The sequence below is a fragment of the Amycolatopsis sp. CA-211722 genome (assembly GCF_056828465.1).
Genome location: NZ_CP184752.1, coordinates 2,950,944 through 2,970,113 on the forward strand (window position 1 = coordinate 2,950,944; position 19,170 = coordinate 2,970,113).

20 protein-coding genes are annotated in these 19,170 nt (G+C 67.1%); 16 read left to right on the forward strand and 4 right to left on the reverse strand.

All coding sequences use genetic code 11. From position 1 onward, the window contains the following. Positions 1–163: 163 nt before the first annotated feature. The 7 genes from ACOCEP_RS14515 (at position 164) to ACOCEP_RS14545 (ending at position 8,214) form a co-directional block, all read left to right on the forward strand. A complete protein-coding gene (locus ACOCEP_RS14515; RefSeq protein ID WP_482337748.1) occupies positions 164–1,921 on the forward strand; it encodes a hypothetical protein in 1,758 nt (585 codons plus the stop codon). Positions 1,922–2,896: 975 nt separating this feature from the next. Next, a complete protein-coding gene (locus ACOCEP_RS14520; protein WP_482337750.1) occupies positions 2,897–4,741 on the forward strand; it encodes a hypothetical protein in 1,845 nt (614 codons plus the stop codon). Between the two features lie 80 nt (positions 4,742–4,821). Then, entirely contained in the window at positions 4,822–6,570 is a 1,749-nt protein-coding gene (locus tag ACOCEP_RS14525) for a hypothetical protein (protein ID WP_482337752.1), read from the forward strand. 35 nt (positions 6,571–6,605) lie between these two features. Continuing rightward, entirely contained in the window at positions 6,606–6,839 is a 234-nt protein-coding gene (locus ACOCEP_RS14530) for a hypothetical protein (protein ID WP_378369435.1), read from the forward strand. Between the two features lie 26 nt (positions 6,840–6,865). Continuing rightward, positions 6,866–7,099 (forward strand): hypothetical protein, encoded by a 234-nt coding sequence (locus ACOCEP_RS14535; protein WP_482337754.1) that lies wholly within the window; start codon positions 6,866–6,868, stop codon positions 7,097–7,099. 55 nt (positions 7,100–7,154) lie between these two features. Beyond that, positions 7,155–7,640, forward strand: a complete 486-nt coding sequence (locus ACOCEP_RS14540) for a hypothetical protein (RefSeq protein WP_482337756.1) — start codon at positions 7,155–7,157, stop codon at positions 7,638–7,640. A gap of 73 nt (positions 7,641–7,713) precedes the next feature. After that, the gene (locus ACOCEP_RS14545; protein WP_482337758.1) at positions 7,714–8,214 is read left to right on the forward strand and encodes a GNAT family N-acetyltransferase; all 501 of its coding nucleotides are present in this window, start codon (positions 7,714–7,716) and stop codon (positions 8,212–8,214) included. A gap of 4 nt (positions 8,215–8,218) precedes the next feature. Here ACOCEP_RS14545 and ACOCEP_RS14550 read toward each other — a convergent pair whose 3' ends face one another. From ACOCEP_RS14550 to ACOCEP_RS14565, 4 genes are read right to left on the reverse strand one after another with little or no spacing between them, the layout of a single operon-like run. Then, positions 8,219–9,655, reverse strand: a complete 1,437-nt coding sequence (locus ACOCEP_RS14550; protein WP_482337760.1) for a hypothetical protein — start codon at positions 9,653–9,655, stop codon at positions 8,219–8,221. Between the two features lie 9 nt (positions 9,656–9,664). Beyond that, complete coding sequence (locus tag ACOCEP_RS14555) at positions 9,665–10,828, reverse strand: hypothetical protein (RefSeq protein WP_482337762.1); 1,164 nt, start codon at positions 10,826–10,828, stop codon at positions 9,665–9,667. A gap of 13 nt (positions 10,829–10,841) precedes the next feature. Continuing rightward, positions 10,842–11,174 (reverse strand): hypothetical protein, encoded by a 333-nt coding sequence (locus tag ACOCEP_RS14560; protein WP_465415353.1) that lies wholly within the window; start codon positions 11,172–11,174, stop codon positions 10,842–10,844. Further along, on the reverse strand, positions 11,171–11,749 hold the full coding sequence (locus ACOCEP_RS14565) for a YbaB/EbfC family nucleoid-associated protein (protein ID WP_482337764.1): 579 nt from the start codon (positions 11,747–11,749) through the stop codon (positions 11,171–11,173). Before ACOCEP_RS14565 ends, ACOCEP_RS14560 begins: the two co-directional genes overlap by 4 nt. Positions 11,750–11,920: 171 nt before the next feature. Between ACOCEP_RS14565 and ACOCEP_RS14570 the strand changes: the two genes are divergently transcribed. The 9 genes from ACOCEP_RS14570 (at position 11,921) to rplW (ending at position 19,156) form a co-directional block, all read left to right on the forward strand. Further along, on the forward strand, positions 11,921–12,067 hold the full coding sequence (locus ACOCEP_RS14570; protein WP_126733346.1) for a hypothetical protein: 147 nt from the start codon (positions 11,921–11,923) through the stop codon (positions 12,065–12,067). Positions 12,068–12,433: 366 nt separating this feature from the next. Continuing rightward, a complete protein-coding gene (rpsL, locus tag ACOCEP_RS14575) occupies positions 12,434–12,808 on the forward strand; it encodes a 30S ribosomal protein S12 (protein WP_003102113.1) in 375 nt (124 codons plus the stop codon). Then, entirely contained in the window at positions 12,808–13,278 is a 471-nt protein-coding gene (gene rpsG / locus ACOCEP_RS14580) for a 30S ribosomal protein S7 (protein ID WP_007031033.1), read from the forward strand. The genes rpsL and rpsG overlap by 1 nt, the downstream gene beginning before the upstream one ends. A gap of 63 nt (positions 13,279–13,341) precedes the next feature. Continuing rightward, complete coding sequence (gene fusA, locus ACOCEP_RS14585) at positions 13,342–15,441, forward strand: elongation factor G (RefSeq protein WP_378411407.1); 2,100 nt, start codon at positions 13,342–13,344, stop codon at positions 15,439–15,441. Between the two features lie 124 nt (positions 15,442–15,565). Beyond that, on the forward strand, positions 15,566–16,759 hold the full coding sequence (tuf, locus tag ACOCEP_RS14590; RefSeq protein WP_073847314.1) for an elongation factor Tu: 1,194 nt from the start codon (positions 15,566–15,568) through the stop codon (positions 16,757–16,759). A 409-nt stretch (positions 16,760–17,168) separates the two neighbouring features. Beyond that, on the forward strand, positions 17,169–17,474 hold the full coding sequence (gene rpsJ / locus ACOCEP_RS14595) for a 30S ribosomal protein S10 (protein ID WP_003102098.1): 306 nt from the start codon (positions 17,169–17,171) through the stop codon (positions 17,472–17,474). A gap of 34 nt (positions 17,475–17,508) precedes the next feature. Then, on the forward strand, positions 17,509–18,159 hold the full coding sequence (gene rplC, locus ACOCEP_RS14600) for a 50S ribosomal protein L3 (protein ID WP_007031036.1): 651 nt from the start codon (positions 17,509–17,511) through the stop codon (positions 18,157–18,159). 2 nt (positions 18,160–18,161) lie between these two features. Beyond that, on the forward strand, positions 18,162–18,848 hold the full coding sequence (rplD, locus tag ACOCEP_RS14605; RefSeq protein ID WP_192747829.1) for a 50S ribosomal protein L4: 687 nt from the start codon (positions 18,162–18,164) through the stop codon (positions 18,846–18,848). Next, a complete protein-coding gene (gene rplW, locus ACOCEP_RS14610; protein WP_005166778.1) occupies positions 18,845–19,156 on the forward strand; it encodes a 50S ribosomal protein L23 in 312 nt (103 codons plus the stop codon). Before rplD ends, rplW begins: the two co-directional genes overlap by 4 nt. The last annotated feature ends 14 nt before the right edge of the window (positions 19,157–19,170 follow it).

Consider the following 19,170-nt stretch of genomic DNA (forward strand, 5'->3'; position numbering starts at 1 on the left):
CCCTCGCCGATCCGGCGGGGGCCCTTCCCGTTTCCGGAATGTTCCAGTTTGAACCCCTTCACCCGAAGTAGGTATGCACCCTCCGCGGAGCTCGTTAAATTGATCGGGTTCCACGCGGCTCGGGGGCTGTGCGCATACATCGGGTTATCTGGGGAGACTCTGCGTGAGCAAGAGATCTGGCGCGAGATCCATCGCGCGTACTGGGGTTGTCTATTTCGCCGCCGTGGCGGCATTGACCGGTGTGTTCGCCGCGCCCGCCTTGGCGGATCCGGAGTCTTCGACCCCGACGTCCAGTGTGCCGACGACGTCCGAAGCGCCGAGTAGTAGTTCTCCGGCCCCGACGTCGAGCGCGCCTCCGGTCGAGACTCCTTCGTCCGCGGCGCCGAAACCACAGGCCGCGAACGACAAGCTCGAAACTTCGGTCACCTTCGAGAAGTCGTCTTACCGGACCGACGAAGACGTCCGTTTCACCTTCCGGGTCAAGAACGTCACCGAATCTCGCCTTACCGGCCTTCAGCTGCACTACTTCTTCGACGAACCGGGTGCCCTTTCGATCCCCTACGAGCCGGGCTGGCAGAAGCTGGGGCGCTCGCCGGGGGTGAATCTCGATCCGGCGGGGACCATCGAGATGACCGTCACCGGACAGGTGGCGGACCTCGACAGTGAGGTCGTGAACGTCCGGGGCTTCCTTTACGACGATTCTTCGTTGAGCATCGGCGGGTTCCGAGCCAGCGTCCCCGTCACGAAGGTCGTCGGACGCGCGGAGGGAGTCGTGTTCGGCGACAAGAACGGCAACGGCAAGCTCGACGACGGCGAACAGCTCGGCGGTATCCCGCTCACCTTGCGCCACACCCTTGGCACCAAGGAGTACAAGGCCACCAGCGACGCCGACGGGAAGATCGACTTCGGCGAGGTCGCGGCAGCCCGGTATCGCCTCGGCGGCGGCGACGCGATCAAGGGCTGGCTCTTCCCGGCCAAGGTCGTCCAGATCGGCGCGGACACCACGAACCTGCCCATCCGCGGGGTGCAGCCGTTGAACGGCGCCCTGAAAGCATCGGTGTCCTTCACCAAGGACACGTACAAGGCAGGCGAGCTCGCCCACCTCACCGTCACGCTGTCGAACTCCGGATCCATCCCGCTCTCCGGCATCGTGGCGGGGTGCAGTCGTGTCGGTGCGGACTTCGACCTGAGGGGTAACGGTCCCGGTTGGGGGGAGCTCGCGTACTTCGCGGGCGGAGTGACGATCCCTCCTGGCGAGACCAGCACCTTCGACGTGTCCGAAAAGGTCCCGGACGCCGCACTGAACCATGGCCGCGTCGCGGTGGGTTGTGACTTCGGCTATGCCGAAGTCGACATCGAAGCAAACCCGTTCGCGGCCGACGAAGCGGCGGTGCCGGGCGGGATGGCAACCCTCGCGGGCCAGGTCGCAGACGATGCCGATCCGGGCAAACGGGGGCCGGGGATCGCCGGCGTCAAGCTCGTCCTCTCTTCCGACGGCGACTGCCCGACCATCGTCGAGACCACGACCGACGCGGACGGGAACTTCAAGATCGAGAATGTGGTGCCAGGGCCGAAGTACCGCCTGTTCTTCGCACCGCCGAAGGGCTGGCGGATCAAGAACGAGAACCCGACTTCGATCTACGTCGTCGGTCCGCCGGACAATCCCGCCCGGCTGCACGTCGGAGCCGAAAAGGGCGAGGAACCGCCGGTCACGATGCCTACCCGTCGTCCTGGCTGTGACGCGTCCGGAACCCCCACGCCCGCTCCCGGTGCGTCGGGGCAACAGGCTCCCGGCGGCGGAACGGGCCTGGCCAGCACCGGTGCCGACGTCCTCGGCCTCGGTGCCCTCGCCCTGGCCGCTTTGGTCCTCGGCGGGGGGCTGGTCTTCACCTCGCGCCGCCGTCGCCCCCAGGCCGACTGACCTGCGTTTAGCCCCCTAATCGCGATCTGTCACCCGCCCGCGCCCGATGCCACCGGATCGCGTTTAGCCCGCTAAACGCGATCCGGTGGCACTTGCGTTCAGCGGGCTAAACGCGATCCGGCGGCCGGGCGCCCCGACCTGCGTTTCGCCCCCTAAACGCGATCCGGCGGGAAGTGGCGCAGGTCAGGGGCGGGTGACGGGGAGTCGAAGTGGGTGTCCGGGGAAGGCCCCGGGGAACGTGTAGTGCCCCTCATTCGTCGGCGAGGATCCGGATCCAGGCCTGCGCGAGCGTGCCCGTGAGCAGCTGTCGGTTTGCCTGGGCCTCGCCGGTGATCCGCGGGCCATCGGCGTGCGAGAGCGTGTCGAAGCAGTCGTAACCCCGGGCGCCGCTGGGGCGGCCGGGTACGGCGCTGACGAGCGCGCCTCTGTATTGTCGTCCCGGTTGGGCGGCAGAGTTCCCGCGAGAGCATAACGAACTCGTAACGGCCTCGGCCGCGCGAGATGCGGGTTACTGGTCCGTTGTGACCTGCGGTAGTGCCGCCAGGTGGCCTAATTCCCACTGCTCGGAAAATCGCCACCCGTTCGGCTCAATGGCCCATCCGCATCGTGGGAAATTCACCCTGCCGTGGCATGTCTCATTCTTTGATCACGAGATTGACACTCTGTCGGCTTCACACGAGTATTTCGCCCATGCAATCCCCAGTCGCCTTGGTATGGCGCCGGCACGTCGACTTGCGACAGCAAGCCAGCGCGCTGTGTATGGATTCCTGACCCTTTTCGGGATTACTTCGTCAGCGTATTCGCGACGTCTGCGCCGGTTTCTCGTGCGTTGACGCTTTTCGCTGTGCCGCAACGGTTTCCTGTGCGAACCGGCGGTTGATTGCTTCCCTTCTGTTCGTGTGGGTGACGCCTGCGCGAAAGAGGGAGGGGTGTGCCAAATGTCTGGCGCTTCGGTAGCGAAATCAGGGAGAAAGAATGCTATCCAACTCGCCCAAGTGGCGAAAAGTGGTGATCGGCGCCCTGGCGGCGGCGCTCGCCGTGGGCACGGTGACCTACACCGGCTCCACGACGAGCGCGTACGCCGACGTCCAGGTCGTCAAGGACGCGAAGAAGGCGGCCGACGGCAAGGAGTACTGGGTCCAGAACCACCTGGTGTCCAAGGACGTCGCGGCGTCCCGGAGCGCGGACGGCAAGCGCAAGAAATGGCTGCTGGTCTGGGCCGGTGACGAGAACATCGCCGACACCCTGGTCAAGGACGTCAAGAACCTGCCGGGTTCGCTCGGCGGCGGCCTGAACAAGATCAAGAACGCGTTGCCCGGTCCGGACTTCCTCGCCGTGATCGACGCGACGCAGGGTTCGCCGACGTACGGCAAGGTCGTCAACACCGCCACTGTCGGGCCGCTCGTCGAGAACGAGCCGCACCACATGCAATACGTGTGGCACAAGGGAGACACGATCTACGCCGGCGCGCTGTTCGCCGCCGCGACGTACGCCTTCGACGTCACCGCGTTGCCGCAGCTGAAACTCAAGGGCGTCAGCCTCCCGACCCAGACCCTCGGCGGCTCGGTGCCGGACGCGTACTGGGTGCTCAAGGACGGCACCGCGTACGGCACCTACATGGGCGGCCCGGTCGTGCCCGGCCCGCACACCTACGCCAACGGTTCCACGGTGGTGGGCAACGGTTTCGCCGGAAGCCCCGGCGAGGTCGTCCGCTTCGACCAGAACGCACAGGTGCTTTCGGAGTCCCCCGCGGCCACGCCACAGGGCGACAACAAGAAGCTGTGCGACAACCTCCCGCAACTGGACAAGCCGACCTGCGCCAACCCGCACGGCATCCAGGCCCGCGAGGACCTCAACACACTGGTCACCAGTGACTACGCCGAGCCGCGCAACATCATCCTCGACCCGGTGAAGCAGCCGTCGCCGTATCTGCGGCGGCCGACCGTCCGCACGTGGGACATCTCCGACCGCAACAAGCCGAAGCTCAAGGCGGTCTCGTACCTGCCGGACGGTCCGAGGGCCGATCCCGCGGACCCGCTGCACGCGGAAAGCCGCGCGGTCATGGAGACCACGGTGACCAACCTGCCGGGGCACAAGGGCGCGTTCGCGCAGACCATGCAGGGCGGCGCGGTGTTCTACACGCCGGACATCACCGCCAAGGAACCGCACTGGATCCAGGTGTTCGACGACGGCGCCGCCAACAAGGCGATCCACCCGAACAACGACTCCAACGGCGGTGGCTCCAACGGCGGCTGGATCCAGACCAGCCCCGACGACAAGTACCTCTACCGCGCGATCACCGGGCGTTCCAAGGGCGCGCTCGGCCCGCACGACCCCGGCACGACCGGCGGCGTGTACGTCCTCGACATCCAGAAGCTGGTCGCCGCCGGCGACAAGGTCGAGAACATCAAGGGCCGGATCGACACGAAGGAAAAGTCCCAGCAGGGCGGTGGCGGCGACCTGCCGACCGTAGTCGGCGCGGCGCCGATCAACCCGGGTACGCCCGGCGGTGGCCCGCACTGGGGCGCGTACGACAACTTCGTGCTCGGCGACGACGGGTACTACCACGAAACCGACAAGCCGCAGCACCTCGCGGTGTCGAACTACTTCGTCGCACGGTCCGGTTTGGACGGTGACCACAAGGTCAACCTCCTGAACCTGGGCGAGGACGGGAAGATCGCGGTCGACCAGAACTTCCGGGACGAGTTCACCGGACAGGTCGGGATCAACTTCAACCGGAAGACCTGGCCGCACGGGTCCTTCGGCAACGCCAAGCCGCACTCCGAGCTGTTCGTCGTGGCGGACGCGGATCTCAAGTAACCCTGCTCGGCGCGGAAGGTCGTGGGTGGCGGGCGCGGTCCGCCACCCACGGCTCCGCCGATCTGTTCGGAGAAGGTCCCATGGATCACCACGTCATACCGGCGAGCTCGGGTTCGGCCGGCGTCGACATCGCCCTCGTCCTGCTCCGGCTCGGACTTCTGCTGGCGACCGCTTTCCTGGCGGGCACAGGGATCCTGCGCCCGCTGGTGGGTGAACTGCCACACCGGCTGTACCTCACCATCGCCGCCCTCGGTGGGGCTTCCGCCGTGCTGGCCGCGGTTTCCGCCTTCGCGACCGACGTCAACGTCATCGCGCTGATCGTGCATCTCCTGCTGGCACTGGCGATCCCCGTCCTGATCCGGTGGCCGTCGGCAGGCCGCTGGGCCGCACTGGCGCTCGCCGCGCTGGTGGTGCTCGAAACCTCGCTCGGGCGGACGGGTGTCGAATTCGCCATCGACACCGTCTACGTCGCGGCCGCGGCCCTGTGGTTCGGCGTCACCGTTCTCTCCGTCTGGGTGCCCGCGGATCAGTGGCGCCAGACGAACTTCCGGCTCGGCCCGCTTTCCCTGACACTGGGCGGACTTCTCGTCGTCGCGGGCGCGGTCCAGTTGTTCACCTCCGGGCTGGGTTTCGACCGCAGGATCTACGGGACGCTCTTCGGTCTCACGGTGCTGGTGATCGCGGTGCTGCCGGTCACCGCTGGCTTTTTCTTCTCCCGCAAAGATTCCACGCGTGTCTACCGGTTCGGCGCGGCGGCCGTGGCCGTTTCCTTCGTCGCCTGGAGCGCGCTCGCGGCCATTCCCAAACCGCCCGAGCTCCCGGTCCCCGGTGTCGCGCTGCTCGCCGACGCGGTCCTCGGTGAACAGCGATTCCCCGTACTGGTGAGCCCGCAGCGGCCCGGCAAGAACCTCGTCCATTTCCCCGCGAGCGCCGGAGAAGACCTCTCCGCGGGAATCGAAGGCGGGCTGATCGGCAAGGCCATCGTGCGGCCCGGCGCCGAGGGCACCTGGGCGGAGGTCGATCTGCCGAAGGGGCGTAGCGACCTGGTCGTCAGCCGCGGCGAGGAGAAGACGTCGATCGAGGTCGACGCGGGGGAGGAGCCAGGCCACGTCATCGAGGACGCGGACGCACCCGAGTGTGCTTCGGCGGCGCTGGGCGGCCTGATCGCCGACCGTCGCGAAGCCCTCACCTCATGCCCGGCGGACGCGCTTTCGAGTGAGGACAGCGGTTCTCTCGTCAAACTCGTCGAATTCCTCGCCGGACGCAAGCCGTCCGCGCTCACCCTTGTCGAGGACGCGTCGCCGCGCGGTGTCGCCGCCGCGAAGCTGGTCCGCGACACCGCCGCGCGTTCCGGTCTGCCGGTGCAGGCCGAGGCGGGTCCGAACACCGCGCTGGTCGTCGTGTCCGGCTGGGCGGGCGGCTACACGGCGATGACCCGTGCGGCCGAGTCCCAGCGGCTCAAGCCGACTCATCAATTCGGCCTGTACCTGGCGCCCTGGCTGCTGAACGGGCCGATCGTCAACTCCGTCGCGAGTTCCTCGGTGCCGTTGAGATTCGACCCGCGTGAGCAGGTCGCCGTGAGCTTCGCGGTCGCGGCGGGCAATGCCTTCGGCGGCGAAAGTCCCACACTCGGCGGGTTCCGGAACTGGCTGGGCGACCAGTGGACGTCGATCAACGGCGACGTCCAGATCTTCGCGGCCGCGCAGGTCAACGCCATGCCGATGTACCCGGGCGAACCACACGCCGTCGGGATGATCGCCGACCGGAACTACGCGGGGCAGTGGATCCCCGACGGCACGATCGTGCCGGTCAGCTCGGTCCTTCGCTGACGGATCCGATTTCACCGAAAGAAAAGGGAGAAGAGATGAAACGAATCGCGGCCCGTGTGCTGCTGCCGCTCGCCGTCGCGGGCGCGTTGTCCGGACTCGCCGGCGGAGTCGCCTCGGCCGACCCGTTGCCGGGGCTGCCCACCGGCGGCGGCGGTCCCGCGGTCTGGCTGATCCCCGGTCTCGACCTCGGCGGACTGCTCGGACCGACCGTCCCCGTGCCCACCGACGTCCTCGCCCCGATCTACGGGATCATCACGCCCATTTCGTAAAACCCTTGCCAGTAAAGGAGAATCTCATGAAGAAGACCCTCGTCCGCGCGGTCACCGGTGCCGCGCTCGCCGGTCTCGTCGTGCTCGGCTCGGCGGCTCCCGCGCTCGCCGCGCAGGACGCCCCGAACGATGTCGTGGTCGTCGACGAACCCGACACGAGCGACCTCCACAACATCTGGACGTTCGCGCCGCTCGGCGTCCCGGTGCTGGGTCTCGTCCAGTCGCTCAACGGCGTCCCCGGCCGGCTGCTGCCGTCCTGACTTCCGCGGCGGCGCGGCTCCCGGGCCGCGCCGCCGCTTTCGGCGAGGAGGGCCGATGGCCGACAGACAACTGATCGGGCGCATCGCCATCGCGGGGATCGTGGTGGCCGCTCTCGCGACCTGCGTGGTGCTGCTCAACGGCGGCGAGGAGCCGCCGGCCGAGACCGTGGCCGTGGTCGGCGCGCCGACCGAGGCCGCGCCGTCTCGGGGACCGGACCGCACGATCACGCGGACGCTCAGCCAGGCGCAGCCGGTGTCGAACGACTGGCTGATCGCCTACGAACTCGCCGGGACGGGGACCGCGACCGTGGTCTACGACTCGAACGGGCTGGGGCTCGTGCACCAGGAGCTCCAGGTGACGCTGCCGTGGCGCAAGGAGCTCACGTGGAAGAACACCGGCACCCCGCCGACCGTCCAGCTCATGGGGCAGGGCGAGGGCGCCGTCGAGTGCCGGGTGGCCGTGGGCGGCGCCGTCGTCACCTCGGAGAAGTCGGCCCCCGGTGAGGTCGCCACCTGCGCCGGCCGCCTGGCCCCGTCCTGACCTGCGTTTAGCCCCCTAATCGCGATCCGGCGGCGGGGCGAAAACCGGTGGCCAAGGTCGGCAGAATGTAGCCATGACCTGGAGCTTCGAAGTCAGCCCCGTCGATCACGCGGACGCCGTCCAGCTGCTGCGCGAATATCTGGACGAGATCGCGTCGCGCTACTACGAGCGCCAGGTCACCGAAGCCGAGCTCGACGTCTTGCTCGAGGAGCAGCACAGCCGGGACATGGTCCTACCGACCGGCGCCTTCCTCCTCGCGTGGCGCGACGGGGTGCTGGCCGGCTGCGCCGGGCTCCGGGTGATGACGCCCGAGATCACCGAGCTCAAACGCGTCTTCCTGCGGAAGCCCGAACGCGGCAAGGGCGGTGCGGCGCTCCTCGTGGCCGCCGCGGAAGACGTCGCCCGCGGCCTCGGCGCCACGACCATCCGCCTCGACACCCGCGACGACCTCGTCGAGGCGAGGGCCCTGTACGCGCGCCTCGGCTACGAGACGGTCGAGCCCTTCAACGACGACCCCTACGCGCACCACTACTTCGCGAAGTCCCTGGCCCCGGCCGTGCCGGATCGCGTTTAGCCCGCTAAACGCGACGCGGACGCGGCCGGAAGGTGGCCTTCGCGAGGAGGGAGCCGGCGAGGACAGGGGCCAGGCCGATCAGCAGCAGGAAGACGGCGGTGTCCTTGCCTTCGATCAGCGGATGCCACCACAGCGGAGTCACGGCGATGTCGACGACGTCACCCCGCTCCGGGAAATTCCCGAAGGACATCCACCGCAGGTCCTTGACCTCGTGCGTCTCTCCGTCGAGTTCGTAGCTGCCGTCCACCAGGTTGCCGTTGCCGCAGCTGGTGCAGCTCGAAGTGCTCGCCTCCGCCCGCAGCGTCGCGGTCACGGTGAGCCGCGCCTCGGGGGCGAGCCCGGTCAGCGCGGTCAGGGAGTTCACCGCGAGCGCCAGCCCCGGCAGCACCAGCGCGAGCGCGACGACCGTGCGCGCCACCAGCGACAGCGTCGAAAGCGGCTGACGTCCGGCCGCTTCCCGGCGCCGGTTGAGCGGACCGCGGAGCCCGGCGAGCGGACCTCGCCGCGCGCCCAGCCATCCGGAGTCGCCGGTGTCGGAAGCCACCGCCACCGAACGGAAGTCCGCGTCCTCCCAGTCCACCGTGGACGCCAGGACGGCCAGGCGGCGGGAATCGGCGAACATCATCTCTTCGGTCAGCGTCCCGGCCTCGGAGGTCCACAGTGAACCGCCGTGGAAGGCGACCTCGCGGACCCGGAACCACGGATCGCCTTCGAACAACGCGCGGACGCCGGGGGAGAGCAGCGCCTCGGCGAACTTCGGATCGGACGTCGTCACGGTGAACCGCCGGTCGAACTCCGTACCGGTCTCGAACCGCTGCAGCAGGGCGTCCGGCTTCGGCGCCCCGATGGTGTTCCGCGTGATGCGTGCGTCCTCCAGCGGCGTGAACCGCTCCGGCTCGAAAGCGCCCGTCACGGGGGTGATGACGACCGAAGGCACGGCAGGCGTCCGAAGCTGGATCAGGGCGTACGTCCCATCGGTCAGGTCAGCTGTCCTGCCCAGGTCTGGGAAGCCTTCAGCGCCGCCGAGCCGGTACTCGACGCCGAGCAGGCGGTGCCCGTTGTGGTCGAACTCGACCGCGGACACCACCGACTCGGGTGACGCGTGGGTGACGGCGATCCCCCGTGAGGGGAGTACGCCGAAGCTCGGCTCACCGGACCCGCCCAGCCTGCCGGTCCACGTCTTCTGCCGATACCCCCGCCAGACCGCCAGAGCGGCGATGGCCAGCGGGAACGCGAACCACAGCCAGCCGGGCACCACGCTGCCGGACCCCGCCGAGAGCCAGTACAGCGACGTCTCGGAGACGAGGATCCCGCAGAGCGCGTAGCTGACGGCGGCCGCGGTGGGCCGCCGTCCGTCGAATCGCCCGCCGAGCAGCAACAGAGCCAGGGCCAGGGTGTATCCACCGGCGATGAGCCACGGCCCGGCCAGCTGATCGTCCATCGGGCGACCCTACTGGTCCATGTCGAGGTTCTCGCGGGTCTCCTCATCGCTGTGGCGACCGCCGGTGCGCCCGTACTCCTGCCCGGCGGTGACGTTCTTGGTGTTGTCGATGACCTTGTTCGCGACGTCGAAGGCCGCCTTGCCCTGATACGCCGAACCCTTCGCCAGGTCGGCGGGGTTGACCCCGACCACCTGCTTGATCGCCTGGTTCGGCACACCCTTGAGGACGTCCTTCGCGGCGTCGCCGAAGGTGCCCAGCTGGGACCCGGTGCCCTTCGCGAACGCGCCGACGATCGCCTTCTCCTGGCCGGGGGTCATCCCGACCTTGCCGGCCTTCGTCAGCTTCGAACCCTGTTTCACCAGGTCGTCGGTCCACTTGAGCATGAAGCCCATGAACTTGTCGAGCAGCTTGCCGAGCTTGCCGAGGTGCTTGGTGATCTTGCCCATCGCGCTCGCGGCCTTGGCGATCGTCGCGGTCATCGCGGCGGCCACCGACGAGCCGAGGCTCACCACGGAAGCGGCCAGCGCGGGCAGCCAGATGTAGATGGCCCAGGTGACCAGCTCGGAGATGATCGATTTGACGACCTCTTCGATGACGGTCATCACCATCGACCACATCTGCAGCGTCTCGGCCACCGTCCCGGCGCTGTTGCCGATGCCCTTGATACCGACGGCGAAGTCGCCGAGCGCGTTCCTGGCGGCGTCGCCCGCGTCGCCGATCCAGTCCTTCAAGGACTCGTCGCCGGTCTTGACGAAGTCGTCGGCCAGTGTGACGAAGCCCTTGGCGATGTTGCCGAAGTTGCCGGCCGCGGTCTTGAGCGCCGGGCCGTCGCCGGTGACGAAGTGCAGCGCGTCCTGCAGCGGCTGGATCAGCTCGATGAGGATGTTGAGGCCGTTGCTGACCAGCCAGCCGACCGGGTCGAGCACGAAGCTCGCCACATCCGCCCCCGCGCCCGCGATGAACCCGGCGCCGTCCTGCACCAGCTGCCCGCCGGCGGCCACCAGGTCGCCGGGGCCCTGCGCGGTGCTGAACTTCTCGTAGGCGTTGGCGACGGTGGTGACTCCCTTGCCCGCGATCGGCACCTTCTTCGCCGCGTCCATCGCGTTCTTGCCGAAGCTGTCGTCACCCGTGATCTTGACGCCGGCGGCGATGCTCGCCTTCTCGTCGGTCATGCCGTCCCCCAGCTCACTTCGGTCCGTCGATCTTGGCTTCGTACTTCCCCAGGGTGATCGTCGCGTCGTTTTCGAAGCCGTTGTAGATCGACGCCGCCTGGGTCATCTTCCCGGAGAACGAGTCGACCCCGGTCTTCAGCAGTTCGAGCAGTTCACGCAGGTCGGCGAGTTTGCCGGTGTAGGTCTGCTTCACCGCGAGCCCGATCAGGCCCCACGATTTGTCCGTGACGTCGGCCTGGTCGACGAGGTCGCCGAACTTGCCCGCCTCGTCCTTGTAGTAGCCGAGCTTGTTCGAGTAGTCGGTCAAGGCCTGCGTCTTGACCGCGTGCCCGCCTGGTCCGGTCATCGGTGATCCTCCTCGTCGAACAGGTTCTTGAGGAACTGGTCACCGGCCGAGTTCCCGCCGGACGGCGCCGGCCCGGGAGTCGGTTCGTCCGACCGCCGGAGCACCGTCTCCTCGCTGAAGTCGTCTTCGTTCCGAGGGCGGCGCGCGGTGTTCTGTGGTGGCTCCTCCGACATCTGAGACCGCAGATCGTCCGCCGTGGTTCCCAGTGCTTCGGCTTGGGCTTCGAGAACCTGTTCTTCGACGTTCAGGTGGAAGGCCCCGCCGAACTGCGCGTCGACGATCCCCGCCTGCTTCCGCGCCGCGTCGGCCACCGCCGTGTGCAAAGTGGACAGAATGGCGGCGGAGAGCTGTTGTGGTTGCTGCCGAAGGGCTTCCGGGCTGAGGCGAATGTCCTTCACGGACCCGCCGGGCCCCGCCACGACGGTGATCGAGCGGTCCGGCGACGTCGCCACCGACTCCAGCTCGGCCAGTTCGCCCTGCATTTCGCCGACCTTCGCGAACTGCGTCTCGGCCTGTTTGATCTTGGATTGGAACTTCTCGAACTCGGCGACCAGCTGTTCGAACTCGGCCGACATGGAGCCTCCCCGTGCGAAGTGCGTGTGTCCGCTATCACCGCGGCCATCGTGGACCATTCACGGGTCTGACGCGATGGTGTGCTTTCCGGATCCATCCGGCTCACCCGATAGGGGAATAGGTAGCGTGGTCTGCCGAGCAGGGCGGTATCAGTACGAACGAGGGGAGACGTCGTGGACGCCGAGAAGCAGGAAAGCAGCGAAGAACCCAGGCGGGGGAGTCACGCGGCGCCGGAGGGGGCACCCGTGCATCCGTTGATCGACCTCTCCCGGGATCCGCATCCCGGCCGGGCGGACCACGCCAAGCCCGACGAGGACTGAGTCCTCTCCAGGGAGGGACGACGCCGAGGCCGGCGGGGAATGAATCACCCCGAAACGCCGTTCCATCAGGGTGGCCGCGGCGTGACGCCCGGCACGATATAGTTATCGACCCCCCGATTTGGCCGGTCCGGAAGTGGCCGGGTATCTTTGGAGACCGTGCCCGGCAGGCGTCGGGCCGTCCCGTGTGCCGTGCGGCATGAACGGGGTGCTCAGGCATCCGGTTCCAAGGCTTCGCCCACGCGGGATCCGACGGAAAATCCCTACGGGAAGTTACCGGTCGCAAGACCGTGACGCGGGCCGACACGCCCGACCGCGGGGGCCGGAGACAACACGTAGTAGCAAGATCGCGAACAGAAAGCTGGTCCATTGCCCACGATCCAGCAGCTGGTCCGTAAGGGCCGCCAGGACAAGGCTGCCAAGCAGAAGACCGCGGCCCTCAAGGGGAGCCCGCAGCGGCGTGGCGTGTGCACTCGCGTGTACACCACAACCCCCAAGAAGCCGAACTCGGCGCTTCGCAAGGTCGCTCGTGTGAAGCTGACCAGCGGCATCGAGGTCACCGCCTACATTCCCGGTGAAGGCCACAACCTGCAGGAGCACTCGATGGTGCTCGTGCGCGGTGGTCGTGTGAAGGACCTGCCGGGTGTCCGTTACAAGATCATCCGCGGTTCGCTCGACACCCAGGGTGTCAAGAACCGTAAGCAGGCGCGCAGCCGGTATGGCGCGAAGAAGGAGAAGAGCTAATGCCCCGCAAGGGTCCGGCCCCGAAGCGGCCGCTGATCTCTGACCCCGTCTACGCATCCCCGCTGGTCACCCAGCTGGTGAACAAGGTGCTGAAGGACGGCAAGCGGTCCCTGGCCGAGCGCATCGTCTACGGCGCCCTCGAAGGCGCTCGCGAGAAGACCGGCACCGACCCGGTCGTCACGCTGAAGCGCGCCCTCGACAACGTGAAGCCCACCATCGAGGTGAAGAGCCGCCGCGTCGGTGGTGCCACCTACCAGGTGCCGATCGAGGTCAAGCCGGGCCGTTCGACGACCCTCGCGCTCCGTTGGCTGGTCTCCTTCTCGCAGGCCCGTCGCGAGAAGACCATGATCGAGCGTCTGCAGAACGAGCTCCTCGACGCGAGCAACGGCCTCGGCGCCAGCGTGAAGCGGCGTGAGGACACCCACAAGATGGCCGAGTCCAACAAGGCCTTCGCGCACTACCGCTGGTGATATCCGCCCGGCTGCCGATCAAAGCCTTGCCGGGCCCCAATTTTGAGACAGGGGAACACTCTCGTGGCACGTGAAGTGCTGACCGACCTGAACAAGGTCCGCAACATCGGCATCATGGCCCACATCGACGCCGGTAAGACCACCACCACCGAGCGGATCCTGTTCTACACCGGGGTCAACTACAAGATCGGTGAAGTCCACGATGGCGCCGCCACCATGGACTGGATGGAGGAGGAGCAGAAGCGGGGTATCACCATCACCTCGGCTGCCACCACCACCTTCTGGGCCGATCACCAGATCAACATCATCGACACGCCGGGTCACGTCGACTTCACCGTCGAGGTGGAGCGTTCGCTCCGCGTGCTCGACGGTGCCGTCGCGGTCTTCGACGGCAAGGAAGGTGTCGAGCCGCAGTCCGAGCAGGTCTGGCGTCAGGCGGACAAGTACGAGGTTCCTCGTATCTGCTTCGTCAACAAGATGGACAAGCTCGGCGCGGACTTCTACTTCACCGTCCGCACCATCGAGGAGCGCCTCGGCGCCCGCCCGCTGGTCATCCAGCTGCCGATCGGCGCCGAGAGCGAGTTCGAAGGCGTCGTCGACCTGGTCCGCATGAAGGCGCTGACCTGGCGCGGCGAGGTCCAGAAGGGCGAGGACTACGCCGTCGAGGAGATCCCGGCCGAGCTCGCCGACAAGGCGGCCGAGTACCGGGAGAAGCTGGTCGAGGCCGTCGCCGAGACCGACGACTCGCTGATGGAGAAGTTCCTCGAGGGCGAGGAGCTGACCGAGGCCGAGATCAAGGCCGGTATCCGGAAGCTCACCGTCGCCCGCGAGGCGTACCCGGTGCTCACCGGTTCCGCGTTCAAGAACAAGGGCGTCCAGCCCATGCTCGACGCGGTCATCGACTACCTGCCGTCGCCGCTGGACGTCCCGGCCGTCGAGGGCACGCTGCCCGACGGCGAGACCCCGGTCACCCGGAAGCCGTCCGTCGACGAGCCGTTCTCCGCCCTGGCGTTCAAGATCGCCGCGCACCCGTTCTTCGGCAAGCTGACCTACATCCGGGTGTACTCGGGCAAGGTCGCCTCCGGCGCGCAGCTGATCAACGCCACCAAGGAGCGCAAGGAGCGCATCGGGAAGCTCTTCCAGATGCACTCCAACAAGGAGAACCCGGTGGACGAGGCCCAGGCGGGCCACATCTACGCGGTCATCGGCCTGAAGGACACCACCACCGGTGACACCCTCGCCGACCCGCAGAACCCGGTCGTCCTCGAGTCGATGACGTTCCCGGCGCCGGTCATCCGCGTCGCGATCGAGCCGAAGACCAAGGCCGACCAGGAGAAGCTGTCCCTGGCGATCCAGAAGCTGGCCGAAGAGGACCCGACGTTCCAGGTCAACCTGGACGAGGACACCGGCCAGACGATCATCGCCGGTATGGGCGAGCTGCACCTCGAGGTGCTGGTCAACCGCATGAAGTCCGACTACAAGGTCGAGGCGAACATCGGTAAGCCGCAGGTCGCCTACCGCGAGACGGTGCGCAAGACGGTCGAGAAGCTCGACTACGTGCACAAGAAGCAGACCGGTGGTTCCGGTCAGTTCGCGAAGGTCATCGTCAAGCTCGAGCCGCTCGAGTCCACCGACGGTGCCCTCTACGAGTTCGACAACAAGGTCACCGGTGGCCGCGTGCCGCGGGAGTACATCCCGTCGGTCGACGCGGGCGCGCAGGACGCCATGCAGTACGGCGTGCTGGCCGGCTACCCGCTCGTCGGGTTGAAGTTCACCTTGTTGGACGGCGCGTACCACGAGGTCGACTCTTCGGAAATGGCCTTCAAGATCGCCGGCTCCATGGCGATGAAGGAAGCCGCGAAGAAGGCCGGTCCGGTCATCCTCGAGCCGCTGATGGCCGTCGAGGTCACCACGCCCGAGGACTACATGGGCGATGTGATCGGCGACCTCAACTCCCGCCGTGGCCAGATCCAGGCCATGGAGGAGCGCGCCGGTACCCGTGTCGTCAAGGCACTGGTCCCGCTGTCGGAGATGTTCGGTTACGTCGGCGACCTGCGTTCGCGTACGCAGGGACGTGCCAACTACTCCATGGTGTTCGACTCCTACGCCGAGGTTCCCGCGAACGTCGCGAAGGAAATCATCGCGAAGGCGACGGGGGAGTAGTTCCCGTCCGCTCGCGGGCATAAGGAACACTCCTGAACGTCCGCGGTATCCGTCAAGAAACGAATCCCCGTCCGACAGCCACGTTGGCCGGTGAGTAAGCAAAACAGTCCAGGAGGACATTCCAGTGGCGAAGGCGAAATTCGAGCGGACCAAGCCGCACGTCAACATCGGGACCATCGGTCACGTCGACCACGGTAAGACCACTCTGACCGCGGCGATCACCAAGGTTCTGCACGACAAGTACCCCGAGCTGAACACCGCTTCGGCGTTCGACCAGATCGACAACGCGCCGGAAGAGAAGCAGCGCGGTATCACGATCAACATCTCGCACGTCGAGTACCAGACCGAGAAGCGTCACTACGCCCACGTGGACGCCCCCGGTCACGCGGACTACATCAAGAACATGATCACCGGTGCGGCGCAGATGGACGGCGCGATCCTCGTGGTCGCGGCGACCGACGGCCCGATGCCGCAGACCCGTGAGCACGTGCTGCTCGCGAAGCAGGTCGGCGTGCCCTACATCGTGGTCGCGCTGAACAAGGCCGACATGGTCGACGACGAGGAGATCCTGGAGCTCGTCGAGCTCGAGGTCCGCGAGCTGCTGTCCTCCCAGGACTTCCCGGGTGACGACGCTCCGGTCATCAAGGTCTCCGGCCTGAAGGCCCTCGAGGGCGACGCCAAGTGGGGCGAGAGCGTTCTCGAGCTGATGGAAGCCGTCGACGAGAACGTGCCGGACCCGGTGCGCGAGCTCGACAAGCCGTTCCTGATGCCGATCGAAGACGTCTTCACGATCACCGGCCGTGGCACGGTCGTGACCGGCCGTATCGAGCGTGGCCGCGTCAACGTGAACGAAGAGGTCGAGATCGTCGGCATCAAGGAGAAGTCGACCAAGACCACCGTCACCGGTGTCGAGATGTTCCGCAAGCTGCTCGACCAGGGTGAGGCCGGCGACAACGTCGGTCTGCTGGTCCGCGGTATCAAGCGCGAGGACGTCGAGCGCGGCCAGGTCGTCGTGAAGCCGGGCACCACCACCCCGCACACGGAGTTCGAGGGCTCGGTCTACATCCTGTCGAAGGACGAGGGTGGCCGTCACACCCCGTTCTTCAACAACTACCGCCCGCAGTTCTACTTCCGTACCACGGACGTGACCGGCGTCGTCACCCTCAAGGAGGGTGTCGAGATGGTCATGCCGGGCGACAACACGGACATCAGCGTCGTGCTGATCCAGCCGGTCGCCATGGACGAGGGCCTGCGTTTCGCCATCCGTGAGGGTGGACGGACCGTCGGCGCCGGCCAGGTCACCAAGATCAACAAGTGATTTAACGCCGACCCGGGGGTCTGATACACCCCCGGGTTCAAGGCGTCAAATCACGTGTGCGACACTATTCAGGTTGCTCGTCCTGGGGCGGCCGAACTCGTACTTCTTCGGAAAACGGGTTCCGGCCGCCCTGGTATGAGCGGCCACGGTCCGCGGAGCACTTCCTTCGGGTGAGGCTAGCGGGCAAGGGCGTTTGAGACGGCGATCAAGCAGTTCCGCCGGCTCGATGCCTCCTCACGTTGAGGAAGACCAGGCAAGACGAAGATCCCGCGGGATCCGTCTGTGCGTCGGGCACGACACGCCCGACCGCGTGGACCGGGGACAGGGCCGTTGAACTGGGAAAACCTCAGTCAGGCTGAGGTTTGAAAAGACAAAAGCGGCACGAGACGACAAGGAACGAGCAGCCACCATGGCGGGACAGAAGATCCGCATCCGGCTCAAGGCCTACGACCACGAGGCGATCGACACCTCGGCACGCAAGATCGTCGAGACGGTCACGCGTACCGGCGCCCGTGTTGTCGGGCCGGTGCCGCTGCCCACCGAGAAGAACGTTTACTGCGTCATCCGCTCGCCGCACAAGTACAAGGACTCGCGCGAGCACTTCGAGATGCGCACGCACAAGCGTCTGATCGACATCCTCGACCCGACGCCGAAGACGGTCGACGCGCTCATGCGCATCGACCTGCCGGCGAGCGTCGACGTCAACATCCAGTAGCAGCGGCTGGCGAGCGGCGGAGAGTAAGAGACTCATGTCTGACAGGCAAGTGAAGGGCATCCTGGGCACCAAGCTCGGCATGACCCAGGTCTTCGACGAGAACAACCGGGTCGTCCCGGTGACCGTCGTCCAGGCCGGGCCGAACGTGGTCACCCAGGTTCGGACCCAGGAGAACGACGGCTACAAGGCCGTGCAGCTGGCTTTCGGCGCGGTCGACCCGCGCCGGGTGAACAAGCCGCGCACCGGCCACTTCGACAAGGCGAGCGTGACCCCGCGCCGTTACCTTGCCGAGCTGCGTACCACCGACGCCGAGACCTACGAGGTCGGCCAGGAGATCACCGCAGAGGTGTTCGAGGCCGGTATCGAGGTCGACGTGACCGGTACCAGCAAGGGCAAGGGCTACGCCGGTGTCATGAAGCGTCACGGCTTCAAGGGCCAGGGCGCGAGCCACGGTGCCCAGGCCGTGCACCGCAAGCCCGGCTCGATCGGTGGCTGCGCCACCCCGGGCCGCGTCTTCAAGGGCCTGCGCATGGCGGGCCGGATGGGCAACGACCGGGTCACCACGCAGAACCTGACCGTGCACGCGGTGCGTGCCGAGGACGGCCTGCTGCTGATCAAGGGCGCCGTGCCCGGTCCCAAGGGCGGCCTGCTGTTCGTTCGCAGCGCCGCGAAGGGTGGTAACTGAACATGACCAGCGTCGAGCTGAAGACCCCGGCCGGTAAAGCCGACGGCACGGTCGAGCTCCCCTCGGAGATCTTCGACGTGCAGGCCAACGTGCCCCTCATGCACCAGGTCGTGGTGGCCCAGCTGGCCGCCGCGCGCCAGGGCACGCATGACACCAAGACCCGCGGTGAAGTCCGCGGTGGTGGCAAGAAGCCGTACCGCCAGAAGGGCACCGGCCGTGCCCGCCAGGGTTCGACCCGCGCGCCGCAGTTCGTCGGCGGTGGTGTCGTCCACGGCCCCACGCCGCGTGACTACACCCAGCGGACCCCGAAGAAGATGAAGGCCGCCGCCCTGCGTGGCGCCCTCTCCGACCGGGCCCGTGCCGGACAGCTGCACGTCATCACCGAACTGGTGACCGGCGAGAAGCCGTCCACCAAGTCCGCCAAGGCCGCCATCGCCGCGGTGACCCAGGCCAAGCGCGTTCTCGTGGTCCTGCACCGCGACGACGAGCTGGGCTGGAACTCCGTGCGCAACCTGGCCGAGGTCCACATCATCACGCCCGACCAGCTCAACACCTACGACGTGTTGGTCAACGACGACGTGGTGTTCACCAAGGCCGCTTACGACGTGTTCGTCGCCGGCCCCGTCCGGGGCAAGGGCGCGAAGGCTTCGGCTCGGTCGAGCGAGGTTGAAGGGAGTGACGAGCAGTGAGTGCGATCGCCATCCCCGATCCCCGCGACATCTTGCTCGCGCCGGTGATCTCCGAGAAGTCCTACGGGCTGCTCGAGGACCACAAGTACACGTTCATCGTCCGCCCGGACGCCAACAAGACCCAGATCAAGATCGCGGTCGAGAAGGTGTTCGGCGTCAAGGTGGTCAGCGTCAACACGGCCAACCGCCAGGGCAAGCGTAAGCGGACTCGCGCCGGCTTCGGCAAGCGCAAGGACACCAAGCGCGCCATCGTGACTCTTTCGGCTGAGAGCAAGCCGATCGAGATCTTCGGCGGACCCACCGCGTAAAGGACTGAGCTGAC